General features: G+C 65.3%; 16 protein-coding genes. 9 read left to right on the forward strand and 7 right to left on the reverse strand.

The window, feature by feature from the left end:
* Positions 1 to 139 precede the first annotated feature (139 nt).
* From AB0366_RS00525 to AB0366_RS00540, 4 genes are all read left to right on the forward strand, one after another.
* The gene (locus AB0366_RS00525) at positions 140 to 1075 is read left to right on the forward strand and encodes a WcbI family polysaccharide biosynthesis putative acetyltransferase (protein WP_366242297.1); all 936 of its coding nucleotides are present in this window, start codon (positions 140 to 142) and stop codon (positions 1073 to 1075) included.
* Positions 1072 to 3393 (forward strand): glycosyltransferase, encoded by a 2322-nt coding sequence (locus AB0366_RS00530; RefSeq protein WP_366242298.1) that lies wholly within the window; start codon positions 1072 to 1074, stop codon positions 3391 to 3393. Before AB0366_RS00525 ends, AB0366_RS00530 begins: the two co-directional genes overlap by 4 nt.
* Positions 3394 to 3478: 85 nt before the next feature.
* Positions 3479 to 3709 carry a hypothetical protein gene (locus AB0366_RS00535; RefSeq protein WP_237669098.1) on the forward strand — a complete coding sequence of 77 codons (231 nt, stop codon included), beginning with the start codon at positions 3479 to 3481 and terminating at the stop codon, positions 3707 to 3709.
* A gap of 13 nt (positions 3710 to 3722) precedes the next feature.
* Positions 3723 to 4547: a CDP-alcohol phosphatidyltransferase family protein gene (locus tag AB0366_RS00540; protein ID WP_366242299.1), complete on the forward strand. Its 825-nt coding sequence runs from the start codon at positions 3723 to 3725 to the stop codon at positions 4545 to 4547.
* Here AB0366_RS00540 and AB0366_RS00545 read toward each other — a convergent pair.
* The gene (locus AB0366_RS00545; RefSeq protein WP_121870524.1) at positions 4495 to 5331 is read right to left on the reverse strand and encodes a YihY/virulence factor BrkB family protein; all 837 of its coding nucleotides are present in this window, start codon (positions 5329 to 5331) and stop codon (positions 4495 to 4497) included. The two genes, AB0366_RS00540 and AB0366_RS00545, sit on opposite strands and share 53 nt — an antisense overlap.
* 39 nt (positions 5332 to 5370) lie before the next feature.
* On the reverse strand, positions 5371 to 5763 hold the full coding sequence (locus tag AB0366_RS00550; protein ID WP_366242300.1) for an OsmC family protein: 393 nt from the start codon (positions 5761 to 5763) through the stop codon (positions 5371 to 5373).
* A 213-nt stretch (positions 5764 to 5976) separates the two neighbouring features.
* Between AB0366_RS00550 and AB0366_RS00555 the strand changes: the two genes are divergently transcribed.
* The gene (locus AB0366_RS00555) at positions 5977 to 6930 is read left to right on the forward strand and encodes a ferritin-like domain-containing protein (protein ID WP_366242301.1); all 954 of its coding nucleotides are present in this window, start codon (positions 5977 to 5979) and stop codon (positions 6928 to 6930) included.
* 80 nt (positions 6931 to 7010) lie between these two features.
* On the opposite strand, the gene AB0366_RS00560 is transcribed toward AB0366_RS00555, so the two are convergent.
* Positions 7011 to 8192: a zinc-dependent alcohol dehydrogenase gene (locus tag AB0366_RS00560; RefSeq protein WP_366242302.1), complete on the reverse strand. Its 1182-nt coding sequence runs from the start codon at positions 8190 to 8192 to the stop codon at positions 7011 to 7013.
* Positions 8193 to 8316: 124 nt separating this feature from the next.
* Here AB0366_RS00560 and AB0366_RS00565 point away from each other — a divergent pair, with 124 nt between their 5' ends.
* A complete protein-coding gene (locus AB0366_RS00565) occupies positions 8317 to 9324 on the forward strand; it encodes an iron-containing redox enzyme family protein (protein ID WP_366242303.1) in 1008 nt (335 codons plus the stop codon).
* On the opposite strand, the gene AB0366_RS00570 is transcribed toward AB0366_RS00565, so the two are convergent.
* Together AB0366_RS00570 and AB0366_RS00575 are read right to left on the reverse strand one after the other, a co-directional pair.
* Positions 9306 to 9470, reverse strand: a complete 165-nt coding sequence (locus AB0366_RS00570) for a CDGSH iron-sulfur domain-containing protein (RefSeq protein ID WP_121872582.1) — start codon at positions 9468 to 9470, stop codon at positions 9306 to 9308. The two genes, AB0366_RS00565 and AB0366_RS00570, sit on opposite strands and share 19 nt — an antisense overlap.
* A gap of 46 nt (positions 9471 to 9516) precedes the next feature.
* On the reverse strand, positions 9517 to 10203 hold the full coding sequence (locus AB0366_RS00575; protein ID WP_366242304.1) for a HemK2/MTQ2 family protein methyltransferase: 687 nt from the start codon (positions 10201 to 10203) through the stop codon (positions 9517 to 9519).
* A 202-nt stretch (positions 10204 to 10405) separates the two neighbouring features.
* Between AB0366_RS00575 and AB0366_RS00580 the strand changes: the two genes are divergently transcribed.
* Both AB0366_RS00580 and AB0366_RS00585 read left to right on the forward strand, forming a co-directional pair.
* The gene (locus tag AB0366_RS00580; protein WP_366242305.1) at positions 10406 to 10828 is read left to right on the forward strand and encodes a hypothetical protein; all 423 of its coding nucleotides are present in this window, start codon (positions 10406 to 10408) and stop codon (positions 10826 to 10828) included.
* A gap of 49 nt (positions 10829 to 10877) precedes the next feature.
* Complete coding sequence (locus AB0366_RS00585; RefSeq protein ID WP_366242306.1) at positions 10878 to 12077, forward strand: FAD/NAD(P)-binding oxidoreductase; 1200 nt, start codon at positions 10878 to 10880, stop codon at positions 12075 to 12077.
* On the opposite strand, the gene glsA is transcribed toward AB0366_RS00585, so the two are convergent.
* Complete coding sequence (glsA, locus tag AB0366_RS00590) at positions 12033 to 13280, reverse strand: glutaminase A (protein WP_366242307.1); 1248 nt, start codon at positions 13278 to 13280, stop codon at positions 12033 to 12035. The two genes, AB0366_RS00585 and glsA, sit on opposite strands and share 45 nt — an antisense overlap.
* 129 nt (positions 13281 to 13409) lie before the next feature.
* Here glsA and AB0366_RS00595 point away from each other — a divergent pair, with 129 nt between their 5' ends.
* Positions 13410 to 14393, forward strand: a complete 984-nt coding sequence (locus tag AB0366_RS00595; RefSeq protein WP_366242308.1) for a fumarylacetoacetate hydrolase family protein — start codon at positions 13410 to 13412, stop codon at positions 14391 to 14393.
* A 3-nt stretch (positions 14394 to 14396) separates the two neighbouring features.
* Here AB0366_RS00595 and AB0366_RS00600 read toward each other — a convergent pair whose 3' ends face one another.
* Positions 14397 to 14531: a hypothetical protein gene (locus AB0366_RS00600; protein WP_254923937.1), complete on the reverse strand. Its 135-nt coding sequence runs from the start codon at positions 14529 to 14531 to the stop codon at positions 14397 to 14399.
* Between the last annotated feature and the right edge of the window lie 86 nt (positions 14532 to 14617).

The raw sequence follows: 14617 nt of genomic DNA on the forward strand, positions 1-14617 counted from the left end.
GTGCCTGGTCCCGACACGCGATACGTAGCCAGTACCCAGTTGCACCCGGGTTCAATCGGGGTTGGCGAAGCCCGTCCACCGGGTCTACGTTGACGAGAGAATGGTCCAACACGAACGAGCACACGACGTCGGGGCAAGCATGGACGGTCGCACCCGCCACTACGGCGACTTCTACGCAACAGCACACGAGCCGGTTCGCTCCGCCGATGACAGACCCCTTCTGCTCGTCTGGGGAAATTGCCAGGCCGAGGCGCTGCGCATCCTCCTCGATTCCGATCCGGACATGCCGCTGCGGACGGTGCGCATCCCTCCTGTGCACGAACTCGAATCCTCGGACCTGCCCCACGTCGACCGACTCGTGCGGCAGGCGTCGGTGCTGCTCACCCAGCCGGTTCGAGCCGGCTATCGGTCACTGCCACTGGGGGTGCCCGACCTCGCCGAAGCTCTCGCGCCCGACGCCACCGTCGTCCGGTGGCCGGTGCTCAGATACGCGGGGTTGCACCCCTTCCAGGTCATCGTTCGCCACCCGAGCGATCCCGCTGCCGTCCCGAACATGGTGCCGTACCACGACTTACGGACGATCCTCGCCGCCCATCGCGGCCTCGGCAGCGACGCCGACTGGGACGTAACGGTCTCGGAAGACGGTCTGCGACGGGCAGCCGAAGAGAGCCTCGACGAGTTGCGCCGACGCGAACGCCGGGACACCGACATCGTTGCGTCCGACCTGTTCCGAGATGCCGGAAGCAACGCCACCCACACGATCAACCATGCGACCAATCCGGTGCTCGGCGCTCTCGCGCAGCGGATACTCGATCATCTGGATACCGGCAGCACGGTCCGGGATCCGGGACGCGAATTGCTCGGAGGTGTTCGCGCGCCCGTCGAGGAACGAGTCTTGAAAGCACTTGGCCTGCAAGGTGATCCGCGGCCGAACTGGTCGGTCGACGGCGCGGAATTGTCGCCGGATTCCGTTCACCGCGCTCACCTGCAGTGGTACGCAGATCATCCCGAATTCGTCGGTGCGGCGCTCGAACGTCACGCCGAGCTGATCCGAGCCCTGGGGCTGGCACCGTGACCGGGTCGATACATCATCTGGTGATGGGGCCGGTCGAGCACGGTGTCGTCCGCTGTGCGCGCGAACTGGCCTCCGCAACAGCGAGTCCGGTGATCTCCGATCTCGAGCATCTTCCCCTCGACACTGCGATCCACGTGCACTTCACCGACCGGTTGTTCGGCCGCACTGCCCAGGAGGCAGCGGATGCCTTCGTCGACTTCGCTCAGCGGCACCGCGCACCGATCACCCTCACGGTGCACGATGTCCCGCAGGCATCCGACGGCCACGCATTCGAGGCGCGTACGCACTGCTATCGACGGGTGATCGACTGCGCGGCGACGGTGGTGGTCTCCAGCATGCACGAGCGACTGCTGCTCGAGGACGTCCTGGACCGTCGGCACGACGTTCGGGTGATCCCTCTTCCGATCGGACGTGCTGCGGCGCGGACCGCAGACCCCGTCGCCCCGCGGAGAGTCGTCGGTGTACTCGGGTTCGTCTATCCAGGTAAGGGGCACGAGGAGGTACTCGGTGCCATGACGAAACTGGACGCCGACGTCGACGTTCTCTCGATCGGGTCCGCGTCACCGGGCCACGAATCCATGATCGGCGAACTCAGCTCTGCTGCAGAGCAACTCGGTCGATCGTTCACCTCGACCGGTTTCGTTCCCGATGCCGAGCTGGACGAGATCCTGCGGTCGGTCGCGATTCCCGTCGCATTCCACCGACACGTATCGGCATCGGGTTCGATCAATTCCTGGATCGCAGCAGGCCGTCGACCACTCGTCCCGCGCAGTCGGTACGTGGAGGAGATGGAGGCCAACTCCCCCGGCGCCCTGTGGATTCACGAGAACTCGATCGAGGGCCTCGCCGCCGCGATGACAGAGGCACTACGCCATCCCGACAGGACATGGCAGCAGCACGACGTGGTCACCTACCCCACACTCGAGCAGGCAGCCGCGCTGTACCGCGCACTGTTCGACGAACAGCGCGCGACAGCGGCGCACGAGCTACCCGACGGCCGGTGGGTGGTACCGGGCAATCGGTGGGATCTCGCCCCACCTGTCGACCGCAACCCGCGAGTGTCCGTGGTGATCCCGTACTTTCGCCAGCAGCGTCAGCTGGAGTTCGTACTCACCGCGCTGACACTGCAGAGCTACCCGGCGGCCCTGCTCCAGGTGATCGTGGCAGACGACGGCTCGCCCGACGCACCGGACGTCGATGCCTTTCGGTCCGCTCTCGACGTCACCGTCGTTCGACAGGAGGATCTCGGCTTTCGCGCGGCGGCTGCACGCAATCTCGGCGCATCGGCCGCCGACGGGGAGATTCTGTGTTTTCTGGACGCGGACACCGTTCCCGAGCCCGGGTACATCGCGGAATCGGCACGGCTGACCGGAGCAGTTCCTGATGCCCTCACCGTGGGTCGGCGACGCCACGCCGATCTGACGGGCTGGTCCGCCGACGACGTGGCCGAGTGGTTCGGCGGCAGATCGTCCGGGCCGCCGGAGTTGTCGGAACCGGGGTGGCTTCGGGACGGGTATGTCCGCTCGCGCGACCTGCTCGACGCCGATCGGCGTTCGTACCGGTACATCATCAGCGCCGTCATGTCGTGCAGCCGTCAGCTGTTCTGCGAGATCGGTGGATTCGACGAGACCTTCGTCGGATACGGCGGAGAGGACTGGGATTTCGCGCATCGCGCCTATGACGCCGGTGCCGTCCTGGCCCACCTGCCCCGTGCGGTCGCCTGGCACGACGGACCCGAATGGGCCGAGCGGACGGGCGGGGATCGCGAACGCAAGAATCTCGAAGCCCTGATGCTGTCCTCGCGTATCACCGACCCCGCGGCTCGCACTCACGGCCTCGTCTACGCGGTGCCCGAGATCGTCGTGGTCGTCGATTCCACCGGACACAGCTCGGCCTCGCTGCTCGCCACGGTCGGATCCGTTCTGCGCAAGCGAGATTGCGCAGTGTGGATAGACGGTCCGGACGCGGTGTCGTTGCGAGAGCAGTGGGGCGACGTCGACCCCCGCATTCATCTGGGTCGGCCCGACAACACCGGCCGCAGCCACATCGTCGTGCACGTGCACGGACTCGTACTGTTCGGAGAGCACGCTCTGCGGCGAATGCTGGCAACCGGTGCCGATCGCATGACCGTGGACGTCGGCGGCAGCGGTGTCGTCGAGTGTCGCAGTTCGCGTTCGAGTGCGCGTGCGGCGCGGTGGGCCGATGCGCTCGGTCGTGATCCGCTCGACGTGACCGAGGATCTCTTCGGGCACATGCACCGCACGGCCGTCGAATTCGGGATCTCGACCGGTGAACATCAACCGAATCTGTCCTGGTGACGGGGAATACGACGCGGCGGCCAAAGATGGAAGAATGGATTTCCGCGCTCGTCGGGGACGACGTAACAGCAAGGTCGGGTGAATTGTGAACAGAACGCTGTATTCGATGATCTGGATGATGGCGATCATCGCCTTGATTGCATTGATCTGGGGCACAGTCGGTTACGTGTACGCCGACGAACATCCGTTGCGCCGTGCGGCGTTCGTGGGCGGCGGAGTGTTGATCTCGGGATGGCTGATCGTGTTCGCTGCCGTGGGTATCAAGATCTCGCGTCTGAAAGCGCGCCGGAGAGCGAGCAACTCCGACGACGACTGACGACTCGGCCGGGATGCGGATTGAGAACGCGATGGGCGGGTACTCCGCTTCGAAGTCTCGACGCGCGATCGCCGGTCACCTGCTCGTCGAGTTCCTCTCAGTCAGTGCCGAGCAAGGGTTCTCGATGGTCAATCAGCGCAGTACGTCGAAGCAGCACGGTACGTCGGTACAACCGGCGACTCGTGAGGAGTATCTGTCGACGTGGTCGACGCTGCACAACGGCATCGATCCTTCCTCGTCTGCGTTGGTCTCGGGTTGGCTTCGCGTCGTGTATTCGCTGAGCGCGCCGCTGGTTCGCGCGTCCGTCTCCGCCCACACCGTCACCCTCACCGCCGTGGTCGTGGCAGGGGCGGCGGTGGCGCTGTCGCGGCCCGGCACCTCGGCACCGCTGATCGCAGCCGTGCTGATCGTGATCTCCGGCCTGCTCGACGGTATCGACGGCGGTGTCGCGATGATCGGCCGGTCCCAATCCCAGTGGGGGTACCTGCTCGATACCGTCGCCGATCGCTGCAGCGACCTGCTGCTGCTGGCGAGCGGTCTCGCTCTGGGAGCCCCGATGCCGCTCGTCGTCGCGGTCGGGGTGGTGACGTTGCTGCACGAGATGGCACGTGCTCGCGCGGTGGGTTCCGGCATCGAGGATGTCGGCTTCTTGACGGTATGGGAACGTCCTTCGCGGGTGATCGCTGCTGCGGTCACGGCGACGGTTGCCGGTGCCGCTCCGGCTGCTGCCGGAACATCGGCGACCATCGGAATGTCGGTGACGTGCGCGCTCGCGGTCGTCGGGTTCAGCCAGTTGATGTTCGGGTTGCATCGTCGGGCCGATCGAAATCGGCGGTGACCAGCCAGCCGGCGAGGGCCAGCACATGGAACACGAACATCCACAACATGATTGCGACCCCGCCGCCGATCGCGGTGAGGCCTCCGAACGGCGCACCCAGGTCCACCGGTATCGCCAGGAACAAGATGAATCCGTGTACGAATCCGGTGACGATGGACGAGGTGACGAGTGATCCGACGATCAACGCCCGCCAGCCCACCGCACGTGGCGCAATCACGCGATAGGTCCACGCCAGGGGCACCGACAGGATCACCCACAGGCAGTTGAAGCCGAGGAATACACGCAGCGCCATGGCACCGACTCCGCCGCCCCCGGTCGATGCGTCGAGCAACCGCGCAACGCAGAGGACCCCCGCCAGCAAGACCGGTGCGGCGGCGAAGAACGGCACCATCGCCAACCGACCCCGCCAACCGGTGAACGATTCTCTGGTCGGAGCGAAGCGCACGATCGCCCGGCGCAGACCCTCCCCGTAGAAGGTTGCGGGGAAGATGGCGATCAGGACACCGATCGGGCCGAGTTCGACTCCGGCCGTGGCCAATCCATCCACCGCCGCGCGAGCGCCGAGGGCGTCGGGCAACAAGGCCGACATGGCGTCGAATCCGCCGCGTACCCAGTCCGCCGACACCAACAGAGTGCAGGCGCGGATGGTCAGGAGCAGCAACGGCACCACAGCGATGACGGCGTAGAAGGTCAGGCCACCCGCGATCAAGGTGGTGTCCTCGCGGGCGAACCCGGCTTTGATCGCGCCGACTGCCCGCGTTGCCCTGGTACGTATCGAGGTCATCTCGCGCGGGCACCGCTGAACACGCCGACTGTCACGGCATCATTCAAGGGTGATGTCCACTCCGTCGATGACCTTGAGAAACGGGCAGATCGAGGTTGCCTGCGCCAATACTGCTTCGGCGTCGGCGGTGCCCGGAAGAGAGACCGCGAGGGCGAACCTCGCGTCGTAACCGGATGCGTCCGAGTCGGTGAGTACGACAGTGCCCTTCACTGCGAGCTCGTCGACGCTACCTCCGACGGTTCCGAGCGCGATGCGCAGAGATTCGACCAAGCAGCTCGACAATGCGGCGGCCATCAGCTGTTCCGGGTTGGTGTGCTCCCCCGGCCCACCGAGTTGCTTCGGTTCGCGTACACCGAGGGACAGAACCCCGTCGTCGGAGGTGACTCCCGTCGCGGTGGCAGAGACAGTTGCTGTGTACAGCTCGGTGTTCATCGATGTCGGATGTCCAGTCGGCAGCCGATCGAAACCGCCGGGGCTCGTGCGCCCGAGACGAAACCGAAAGGTACGTGTCGATCTTCACACATCGGACACATCAGTTTGACCGAACCTACCGACGGGTAACGCTGCTGTCAGGGCCGAGCATCACGCTGTGACCCACAGGCATCGGCCAGAGAAAATCGACCACCCAACCGAAAGGGGAGCACCATGAGCACATCCACGTTGATCGCCCAGTTGCGCATCGCACTGCAGCTGACGAACACCGAGATCCAGATCGCGGAAACTCGCGTCGTTCAGGCGCGCACCGAGGCGGTACGCAGGGAGTTGACTCAGAACGCCGCAAACGGCCGCGAGCGCGCGGCAGCCATCGAAGAAGCCCTTCGCGGACTCGGCGGACTGCCCGAACTCGTCGCACCGTTCCTGGGGCGCACACTCGCTGCCGTCAAGACGGTCGCGGAGCAGGCACAGCCGTTCGACGAGGCCCTGCTGGGCGATCTCGCACTCGAGCAGCAGCTGCTGGGCCGCGCCAAGTACATCAAGGCACTGGCCACGGCAGCGAACGAGCCCACCGTCGTCGCACTGGCGACCCGGCTGGCCACGGCGCACAGCGCAACGGTGGAATGGCTCGAGACGGTGCTCGCGGAAGACGCCCTCGGCGGACCCGCAGCGCTGCGTCGTACTCCGTTCCAGGCCGCAGCAGGCACCGCGGTCAAGATCGTCAACGCACCGGCAACATGGTCGGCTCGCGGTCTCGACCGCGCGCTGGACGCAGCTCGCGCCACCCCGGACCGCCTCGCCGCACTGCTGGGCCGCGGCGCTCACGCCGGTGACGTGGCAGTCAAGACGCTGACGGCGAGCCGCGATGCAGCACTGGAGGCAGCCGAGGACGTCACCCGTAGCGAGGGAGTCGACACCGTCGCCGACGCGATCCACACCGCACGATCGGCCGGCGGAACCCTCGACGCCGACGAGCTGCCGATCGCCGACTACGACGACCTGAACGTCTCGGACGCCGTCGCCGCCATCAAGGACCTCACGAACCCGACCGACGTTCGCACCGTCGTGACGTACGAAGAGGCACACAAGAACCGCCACGGAGTCGTGTCCGCAGGACAGACACGCGTGGCAGCAATCGCCAAGGATGTCATCTCCATCGACTGATGTAGCTTGATCGACCCTTCTGCGAATACCGATGCGGCCCGTGAACTTCCGGGCCGCATCGCTGTATTCGAAGCAGATCGTCAGGGCTTCAGCAACACCTTGATGGCACCGTCCTGCTTCTTCTGGAAGATCTCGTATGCATGCGGAGCCTCCTCGATCGACAGCTCGTGCGTGGCGAACGAATCGACGCCGAGAGGATCGTCGTCGCCGAGCAACGGCATGATGTCGTCGACCCACTTCTTGATGTTCGCCTGCCCCATGCGGAGCTGAATCTGCTTGTCGAACATGGTCATCAGCGGCAGCGGATCGGCCATGCCGCCGTACACCCCGATGATCGAGATGGTTCCGCCGCGGCGGACGATGTCGATTGCCGAGTACAGCGCGCCGAGTCGATCGACACCGGCCTTCTGCATCATCGGCGCGGCCACGGCGTCCGGGAGCATACCGACGATCTGCTGGGCGAGTTTGCCGACCGGAGATCCGTGCGCCTCCATGCCCACCGCATCGATGACCGAGTCCGTGCCCCGGCCGTCGGTCATCTCGCGGATGACGTCGCCGACGCCACCGCTGTGCTCGGCCAGGTTCACCGTCTCGATTCCCCGTGCCGCGGCGCGGGCCAGTCGCTCGGGTACGAGGTCGACCGCGATCACTCGCGCGCCCTTGTGCTGTGCGATACGCGCTGCCATGTCTCCGATGGGCCCGAGACCGAGGACGGTCACCGATCCCCCGTCGGGAATTGCCGCGTATTCGACCGATTGCCATGCGGTGGGCAACACATCGGAGAGGTAGACGAATCGCGAATCCGACGGCCCCTCCGGCACTTTGATGTGCGTGAACTGTGCCTGCGGGACGCGGAGGTACTCGGCCTGACCACCGGGAACCTGACCGTAGAGCTTCGAGAAGCCGAACAGTGCTGCGCCCATTCCCTGCTCGCGGACCTGGGTGGTCTCGCACTGGGTGTACAGGCTCGAATTGCACATGTAGCAGTGCCCGCAGGAGATCTGGAACGGAATGACCACTCGGTCTCCGACTGCCAAATCCCCTGTCTGCGAGCCGACTTCCTCGACGATGCCCATCGGCTCGTGGCCGAGGATGTCACCTTCGTCCATGAAGGCACCGAGTGTTTCGTACAGGTGCAGGTCCGAACCGCAGATGTTGGTGGTCGTGATCTTCACGATCGCGTCCGTCGGCAGTTCTATCCGCGGATCGGGAACGGTGTCCACGCTGACTTTCCTCTTGCCTTGCCAGGTCACTGCGCGCATGTGGTCCTTCCGATGGAACGACTCCGAAGTTCGATGTCGTGCACTGCGCATTGCCTGTTGTGACAGGTCACAAACACGCAGGCCGTCAGTGGTTGGTACCGGCCGGCAACGGGTAGCCACCACTATGACCGCGTTGTTCTCAGTCGACCCGTCCACCGCTCGCTCGCCCGCACTGCCCACCCCCTGTGGGCCGATCTCCGAGGCCGTCACTCGGTGCCTGACCGCAGGTGAGCCCAACGGGACTGCAATCGTGGCGACGCCGACCGAGGTCGATCCCACGTCACGAGACGTGCAACTGTCGCTTCTGATCTGTTACGAACTGCACTACCGCGGGTTCGAAGGTGTCTCCGACGCCTGGGAGTGGGACCCCGAACTCCTCCGACTACGAGCAGCGCTCGAGTCCGCGTTTCTGACGTACGTACGCGAGAACGTGGAACCCGGCACCGACGCGGTGGCCGAGATGGACGCGCTGTCCGTCGAGGCGACCTCGGGAACCGGCCCGTCGTGGTTCCTGCGCGACGAGGGGTCATGGGAGCAGATGTGCGAGTACTTCGTGCACCGCTCCGTCTATCACCTCAAGGAAGCCGATCCGCACGCCTGGGCGATCCCCCGGTTGACGGGTCAGACCAAAGCTTCTTATGTGGCAGTCGAATTCGATGAGTACGGCGGCGGCAAGGGCGATCGCCTGCACCAGCATCTGTGGGCCGAATCGATGGTGGCCGCAAATCTCGATGCGTCGTACCTCGGCTACGTCGATCGCGTCCCGGCGCAGACCTTGGCCTGGGTCAATCTCATGTCCTTGTTCGGTTTGCACCGAGGACTGCGCGGTGCCACCGTTGGCCACCTGGCGGCAACCGAGATCACCTCGTCGCCCGGCTCCCAGCGCTACGTGCAGGGACTGCAAAGGCTCTATGCCCCTGCTGCATGCATTGCGTTCTACGCCGAGCACGTCGAGGCCGACGCCGTACACGAGCAGGTGCTGCGTCACGATGTGGTCGGCACTCTTCTTCGCCACGAGCCCGAACTCGAGGCAGATGTGGTGTTCGGAATGCGTGCACTGGACTTCGTCGAGAACGAACTCGCCGACCACGTGATGAAGCGATGGTCTGCCGGTCAGTCCTCGTTGGACTGAGAAGGTCGTTTCTTCGCGCGGTGGCTCGTGTCGCACAGTGGATAGTTCTTGCTACGCCGACACGTGCACACCGCGACGACGAAGCGATCCGATTCCACTCGCGTACCGTCGTCGAGTTCGATGTTCACCGGTCCGTCGATCAGCATCGGTCCGCCGCGCACGATTCTCACCGTTGTGCGCGCAGATGCCGAGTCATCGCCTGTCGCCACGAACAACCACCAACTCCTCTGTTCGACGACCCGGAGCCAGTACTCCACGAGCTTCGAGCCACTGAGCGCGACGGTGCATCACGGGCCCGAAATCGATGGTGCGCCTGCTGACCTCCGTCACCGACAATCCGTTGTCGGACAGCATGTCCACGGTGCGTCGAGGTCCGGAGAACTCCGAGTGGACGACGAGCAGCACCCCGCCGGGAGCCAGCAAGGAGGCAGCGGCTCGGCAGAGTGGATCGAGCACCATCCGGCCGTCCTCGCCTGCGTCCCAGGCACGGTGCAGCCCCATTCCGGTCGGCATCATCTCGGACGGAACGTACGGTGGATTGCAGAGCACCACGTCGAACGATTCGAGTTCGGCCGCCTCTGCCAAGGATCCCACTCTGACGTCCACCTCGACCCCTACCGAGCGCGCGTTGCGCTGGGCGCAGTCCACTGCGCGGGGCGCGATGTCGAACGCCACCACCTCACGCGCGCCCAACAGTGCAGCAGTGATGGCAACAGCACCACTTCCGGTGCACATGTCCAGTACCCGCGCGCCGGGAACGATGCCCGTCGTGGCGGCGATGTCGCACAGCAGAAGCGAATCCTCCTGCGGTTCGTACACTCCGGGATCGGCGTGCACGGAGGTCAGGGTTCGAACGTAATCGGATTCGGCTGTCGTCATCGGCGTGCCTCCCACGGTGTAGCGATCGTTCTCGTATTCCCGTCGGACCCGCAGTCAAACCCGTTGCCGTTTCGAGGCTTACGAACACCCCACCCCGGGTAGTCCATCCAAGCGTGGTTGAGGAGTAGCCCGCAGTCCCCGTATGTCGACTGTCGACTCCCCGTGCGCCGGGCGAGGAGTTCGGCTGCTCAGGAGTGTGTTCATGATCGTCGTACCGTCCATTTCGTCCCCGCTCGTGGAAGTGATTCCGTCACTGATCGACTCGCAGAGCCTCGTCACCGAGATGACACTGTCGGTCGACGAGAGCGCAGGCGCCGACATCGTCGTACGAGTGATCGGCACGATCGGAGACTCGGACGTCCCTGTTCTGGCCGAAACCCTCGGTGAGGCCGCCGAGCGAGGGCGAGCGTTGATCCTCGACCTGTCGTCGGTGGCAGGCGTCGCCGCAGGTGTCAACTCCGTGCTCGACGCCACCGCCATCCGACTGGGACGCTGGAATCAGCGGCTCGCCGTGGTGCTTTCACCGGCTCTGCAGCAGTCCGGCATCGATCTCGTACCGACGCGAGTCGAGGTGCGTCGATCGACGACCGAGTCCGTGATCGCGCCGACAGCAGACACCCGGTGATCCGTTCGGTGACGGCCAGGGCACCCGTCGAAGCACGCATGGTGTCGCTGTGACCACCCCGAACACGACCTACGACGTGCTCGTCGTCGGCGGAGGCAACGCAGGCATCAGCGCGGCAGCGCGACTGCTGAAGAAGGGCATCTCCGACGTCGCGGTCATCGAGCCCAAGCAGGTGCACACCTATCGCCCACTGCTGTCGTACGTGGGCTCCGGTCAGGCGGCGCTGACCGAGGCCGAGCGTACCCAGCGTTCGGTGATTCCGACCGGATGCGTCTGGCTCGAAGACTCGGCGGTTGCGATCGACCCGGTGAATCGTCTGGTGCGATGCGCCTCGGGTACGGAATACGGCTACCGCGACCTGGTGCTCGGTCAGGGCCTCGTCGTCGACACCGACGCGCTGCCCGGAGTGTGGGCTGCGCTCCGATCCCCCACTGTCACCAGCAATTACCTCGACCGAGCCGAACACACCTGGCAACTGGTACGCGATCTACCCGCCCACAGCAGTGCGGTGTTCACCGTGCCGCGCCCACCGGTCGGGTGCACCGGCACCACACTCAAGCCGTTGTTCCTCGCCGCAGACCACTGGACCCGCACCGGCCGCATGCCGGGAATCGACATCACGCTGGTGGTGGATCGACCTCGACTGATGGGTGTGCCGGAGCTCGACGCCATCGTCGTCGGGCGACTACGCGAGCTCGGCGTGCGAATCCTCGCCCGCACCGCGGTGACGGCACTGCACCCGGAGAGCGGACACATCACCGTCACGGACCACGACGGCGTCGACGAGCGCATCGGCTACGACATGCTGCACCTCGTACCGCCGTTCCGCGGTCCGACGTGGCTGGAGGAATCGAACCTGACCGGTTCTGCGCCGCACGGTGTCGTCGACATCGACGGAAAAACTCTGCGCCACCGGGTGTATTCGGAGGTCTGGGCCGCGGGTGACGGCGCAGCCATCGACACCGACTCCTCGGGTGGCGCACTGCGCAAGCAGATTTCGATTCTCGTCGACAATCTGATCGCAGCGCGCAGCGGGCAACCGTTGTCGGAGTACGACGGCTACACCGTTGCCCCCATCGCGGTGGGCGCACACAGCTTGATCGCCGCCGAGTTCGACCGCACCGGAACCCTGACGCCATCGCTGCCGTCGTTCCTCGATCCGCTGAAGCCGAGGCGCGCCGCCTGGGCGTTCGACCGATACGGCCTACCGCTGTCCTACTGGAACATGATTCTCGCCGGCCGACTCTGACCCGTCGGGCGACTCCATGAACCCGTCGGGGTCGTGGACGACGACCCGGTGACCGTCGTCCTCCAGGGCGCGAAATGCATCGCTCAGGAGCCGTCGAGCCGCGCCGTCGATTGCACGTGCCTCGCTGAAATCGACCTTTGTGCAAGTGTTTTCACCGAAACCGTCGACCAAGCGAGCCGTGACCGCCTCAGCACCCGCGAACCGAAGATCGCCCTGCAGCTCCACGGTGGCCACGCCGTCGTCCTCGGTCACGCTACGGATCGCCGATTCACCGCTGGGCGCGACATGCATCATGTGCAGACCCAGATCGCGCGACAGCCTCTCGAACACCGCCACCCCACGCACACTGTTGCCGTGCTCGTTCAGTCTCGGCGACAGCACGGCAATCCCCACCTGACCCGGCAATACACCGATGACCGCCCCGGCAACCCCGCTCTTGGCGGGTATCCCCACGGTCGCGAGCCAGCTGCCACTGCCGTCGTACATTCCACAGGTCGCCATGACCGCCAGTACGTGGCGATCGATCGCCGGGTCGAGTACCTGTTCGCCCGACTCGGGGTCTTTCCCGCCGTTCGCCAGCACCGCGGCGATCCGGGCCAGGTCGTTGCAGGTCACAGTCACCGCGCACTGCCGTGCGTAACCGTCGACGACATCGGCGGGCTCGGCTCCGAGGTGGCCGACCGACTTCAGTAGGTGTGCGATCGCGGTGTTCCGGTCGTCGGATTCCAGTTCGGCCTCGTACACCTGACGGTCGACGGAGAGTTCGCGTCCGGCCATTCTGCTCAGAAGATCCGTCAATCGCCCCGCCCGCTCTTCGCTCCCGTGGCCTCGAATCATCGAATGCACCGCCAGCGCACCGGCATTGATCAAGGGGTTCCGTGGCCTTCCGGTCTCCGCTTCCAGGGATATCTCGTTGAACGAGTCGCCCGACGGTTCGACGTCGACGGCCTCGAGCACCGCTTCGATGCCGTTGTCCTCGATGGCGAGCGCATACGCGAGCGCTTTGGCTATCGATTGGATCGAGAATTCGGTGTCGGTATCGCCCGCTCCGTGCAGCGAACCCCCGACGGTGGCCAGGGCGACTGCAAACGTGTCGGGATCCGCCGAGGCCACCACCGGGTTGCCCTCGGTCACCGTCCCGCCGTCGAACGCTCGACAGTCCTCCAACACGGAAGCCAGGTATTCGGGAACAGGCGATCTCATGTGTCCACGCTAGTCCTCGACGAGGAGGTCTTGACACCACAGCTGTGCTGCCGTTTACACTCCTGGTTCCTCAACCGTTGTGGAGCCCCCTCACGCGAAGATCGGATTCCTCAAGTGCGATTGCGACGCATGATCGCTGCCGACTCGGCAGACCGTCTGGCCGTGTACGCACCCGAGTCGGGGTCGTGGGTCGATCTCGATGCCGCGGTGTCGACATTGGGGGCCGACGAGGCCCTACGCCCCCTGACCCGCACCGTGCTCGGGTTCCTCGATGCCGGTGAACGCGCGCGCGACGCGGCGTCGGCCGTGGTGCAGCGTGCGGTGTCCGAGGGAGTCGCGGTGATCGAGCGACCGGCACCGACGCTGCCGGTGATCCCGGCGTCGCTTCGCTGCTTCCTCGGCTGGGAGGCACACTGGGATCTGGCTGCGCACAACCTGGTTCGCCGCAACCTCCCGAAAGCCGTCCCCTTCATCCGCAGTTTCGAAGCCGCCACTCGATCGACGTTTCCTGCGCTCCGTCCTGGGCCGGGATTCGACGACCATCCGGTCTACTACACCGGCAATCACCTCACCGTCGTCGCCGACGAAGCTCCGGTCGAGTGGCCGTCCTACAGCCGGGTACTGGATTTCGAGCTCGAGTTCGGAGCCGTGGTGACCAGGCCCGTCCGCGACGTATCCGAGCGAGAGGCCACCGCTGCGATCGGCGGGTACGTGGTGTTCGACGACATCAGTGCCCGCGACACCCAATGGGAGGAGCAGCGCCGCACCCCGTTCGGCCCGGTGGTCAAGACCAAGACCTTCGCCAGCTCCATGGGAGCCGACATCGTCACCGCCGACGAGGTGGCACCGCATCTGGACTCGTTGACGGCCAGCGTCACGGTCAACGACGAAGTGTGGTCGACGACCGGCACCGCAGGCATGCGGTACTCGGTCGGCGAATCGCTCGCGTACGCCTGTCGCGGCGAAAACGTCTACCCCGGTGAGCTGTTGACGTCCGGCACGCTGCCACGCGGATGCGGACTGGAACTCGACCGCTGGATCGCCCCGGGCGATCGCGTCGAACTGAGCATCGAACGAATCGGTTCGGTCACCAATACGATCGGGACTCGCTGACGATCAGCGCTCGATGTCGGACTTGTCGGTGGAGGCATCCTGGAACATCTCCAGGAACGACCCGAACCCGGATGCTCCCTTGCGTGATTCGTCCATATTGTGATCGACGGCTCCTGCCGCCCCCTCGTCGTGTGTCATGTCTTGTAGCTTGCCGCTCGCAAATTGCAGCGAGTCAGGGACCGAGGACACGAATTGGCAACGAAAGGTAACGGACCGATAACGAC

It is taken from the genome of Rhodococcus sp. NPDC076796 (genome assembly GCF_040702765.1).
Taxonomy (GTDB): Bacteria; Actinomycetota; Actinomycetes; order Mycobacteriales; family Mycobacteriaceae; genus Rhodococcoides.

Bases quoted from the DNA above. Each gene is read 5' to 3' on its own strand.
- AB0366_RS00555 (WP_366242301.1), top strand. From the start codon at position 5,977: ATGAGCACATCCACGTTGATCGCCCAGTTGCGCATCGCACTGCAGCTG.
- AB0366_RS00575 (WP_366242304.1), bottom strand. From the start codon at position 10,203: ATGACGACAGCCGAATCCGATTACGTTCGAACCCTGACCTCCGTGCAC.
- AB0366_RS00595 (WP_366242308.1), top strand. From the start codon at position 13,410: ATGATCGCTGCCGACTCGGCAGACCGTCTGGCCGTGTACGCACCCGAG.
- AB0366_RS00570 (WP_121872582.1), bottom strand. From the start codon at position 9,470: ATGCTGATCGACGGACCGGTGAACATCGAACTCGACGACGGTACGCGA.
- AB0366_RS00600 (WP_254923937.1), bottom strand. From the start codon at position 14,531: ATGACACACGACGAGGGGGCGGCAGGAGCCGTCGATCACAATATGGAC.
- AB0366_RS00565 (WP_366242303.1), top strand. From the start codon at position 8,317: ATGACCGCGTTGTTCTCAGTCGACCCGTCCACCGCTCGCTCGCCCGCA.
- glsA (WP_366242307.1), bottom strand. From the start codon at position 13,280: ATGAGATCGCCTGTTCCCGAATACCTGGCTTCCGTGTTGGAGGACTGT.
- AB0366_RS00550 (WP_366242300.1), bottom strand. From the start codon at position 5,763: ATGAACACCGAGCTGTACACAGCAACTGTCTCTGCCACCGCGACGGGA.
- AB0366_RS00580 (WP_366242305.1), top strand. From the start codon at position 10,406: ATGATCGTCGTACCGTCCATTTCGTCCCCGCTCGTGGAAGTGATTCCG.
- AB0366_RS00560 (WP_366242302.1), bottom strand. From the start codon at position 8,192: ATGCGCGCAGTGACCTGGCAAGGCAAGAGGAAAGTCAGCGTGGACACC.
- AB0366_RS00525 (WP_366242297.1), top strand. From the start codon at position 140: ATGGACGGTCGCACCCGCCACTACGGCGACTTCTACGCAACAGCACAC.
- AB0366_RS00540 (WP_366242299.1), top strand. From the start codon at position 3,723: ATGCGGATTGAGAACGCGATGGGCGGGTACTCCGCTTCGAAGTCTCGA.
- AB0366_RS00545 (WP_121870524.1), bottom strand. From the start codon at position 5,331: ATGACCTCGATACGTACCAGGGCAACGCGGGCAGTCGGCGCGATCAAA.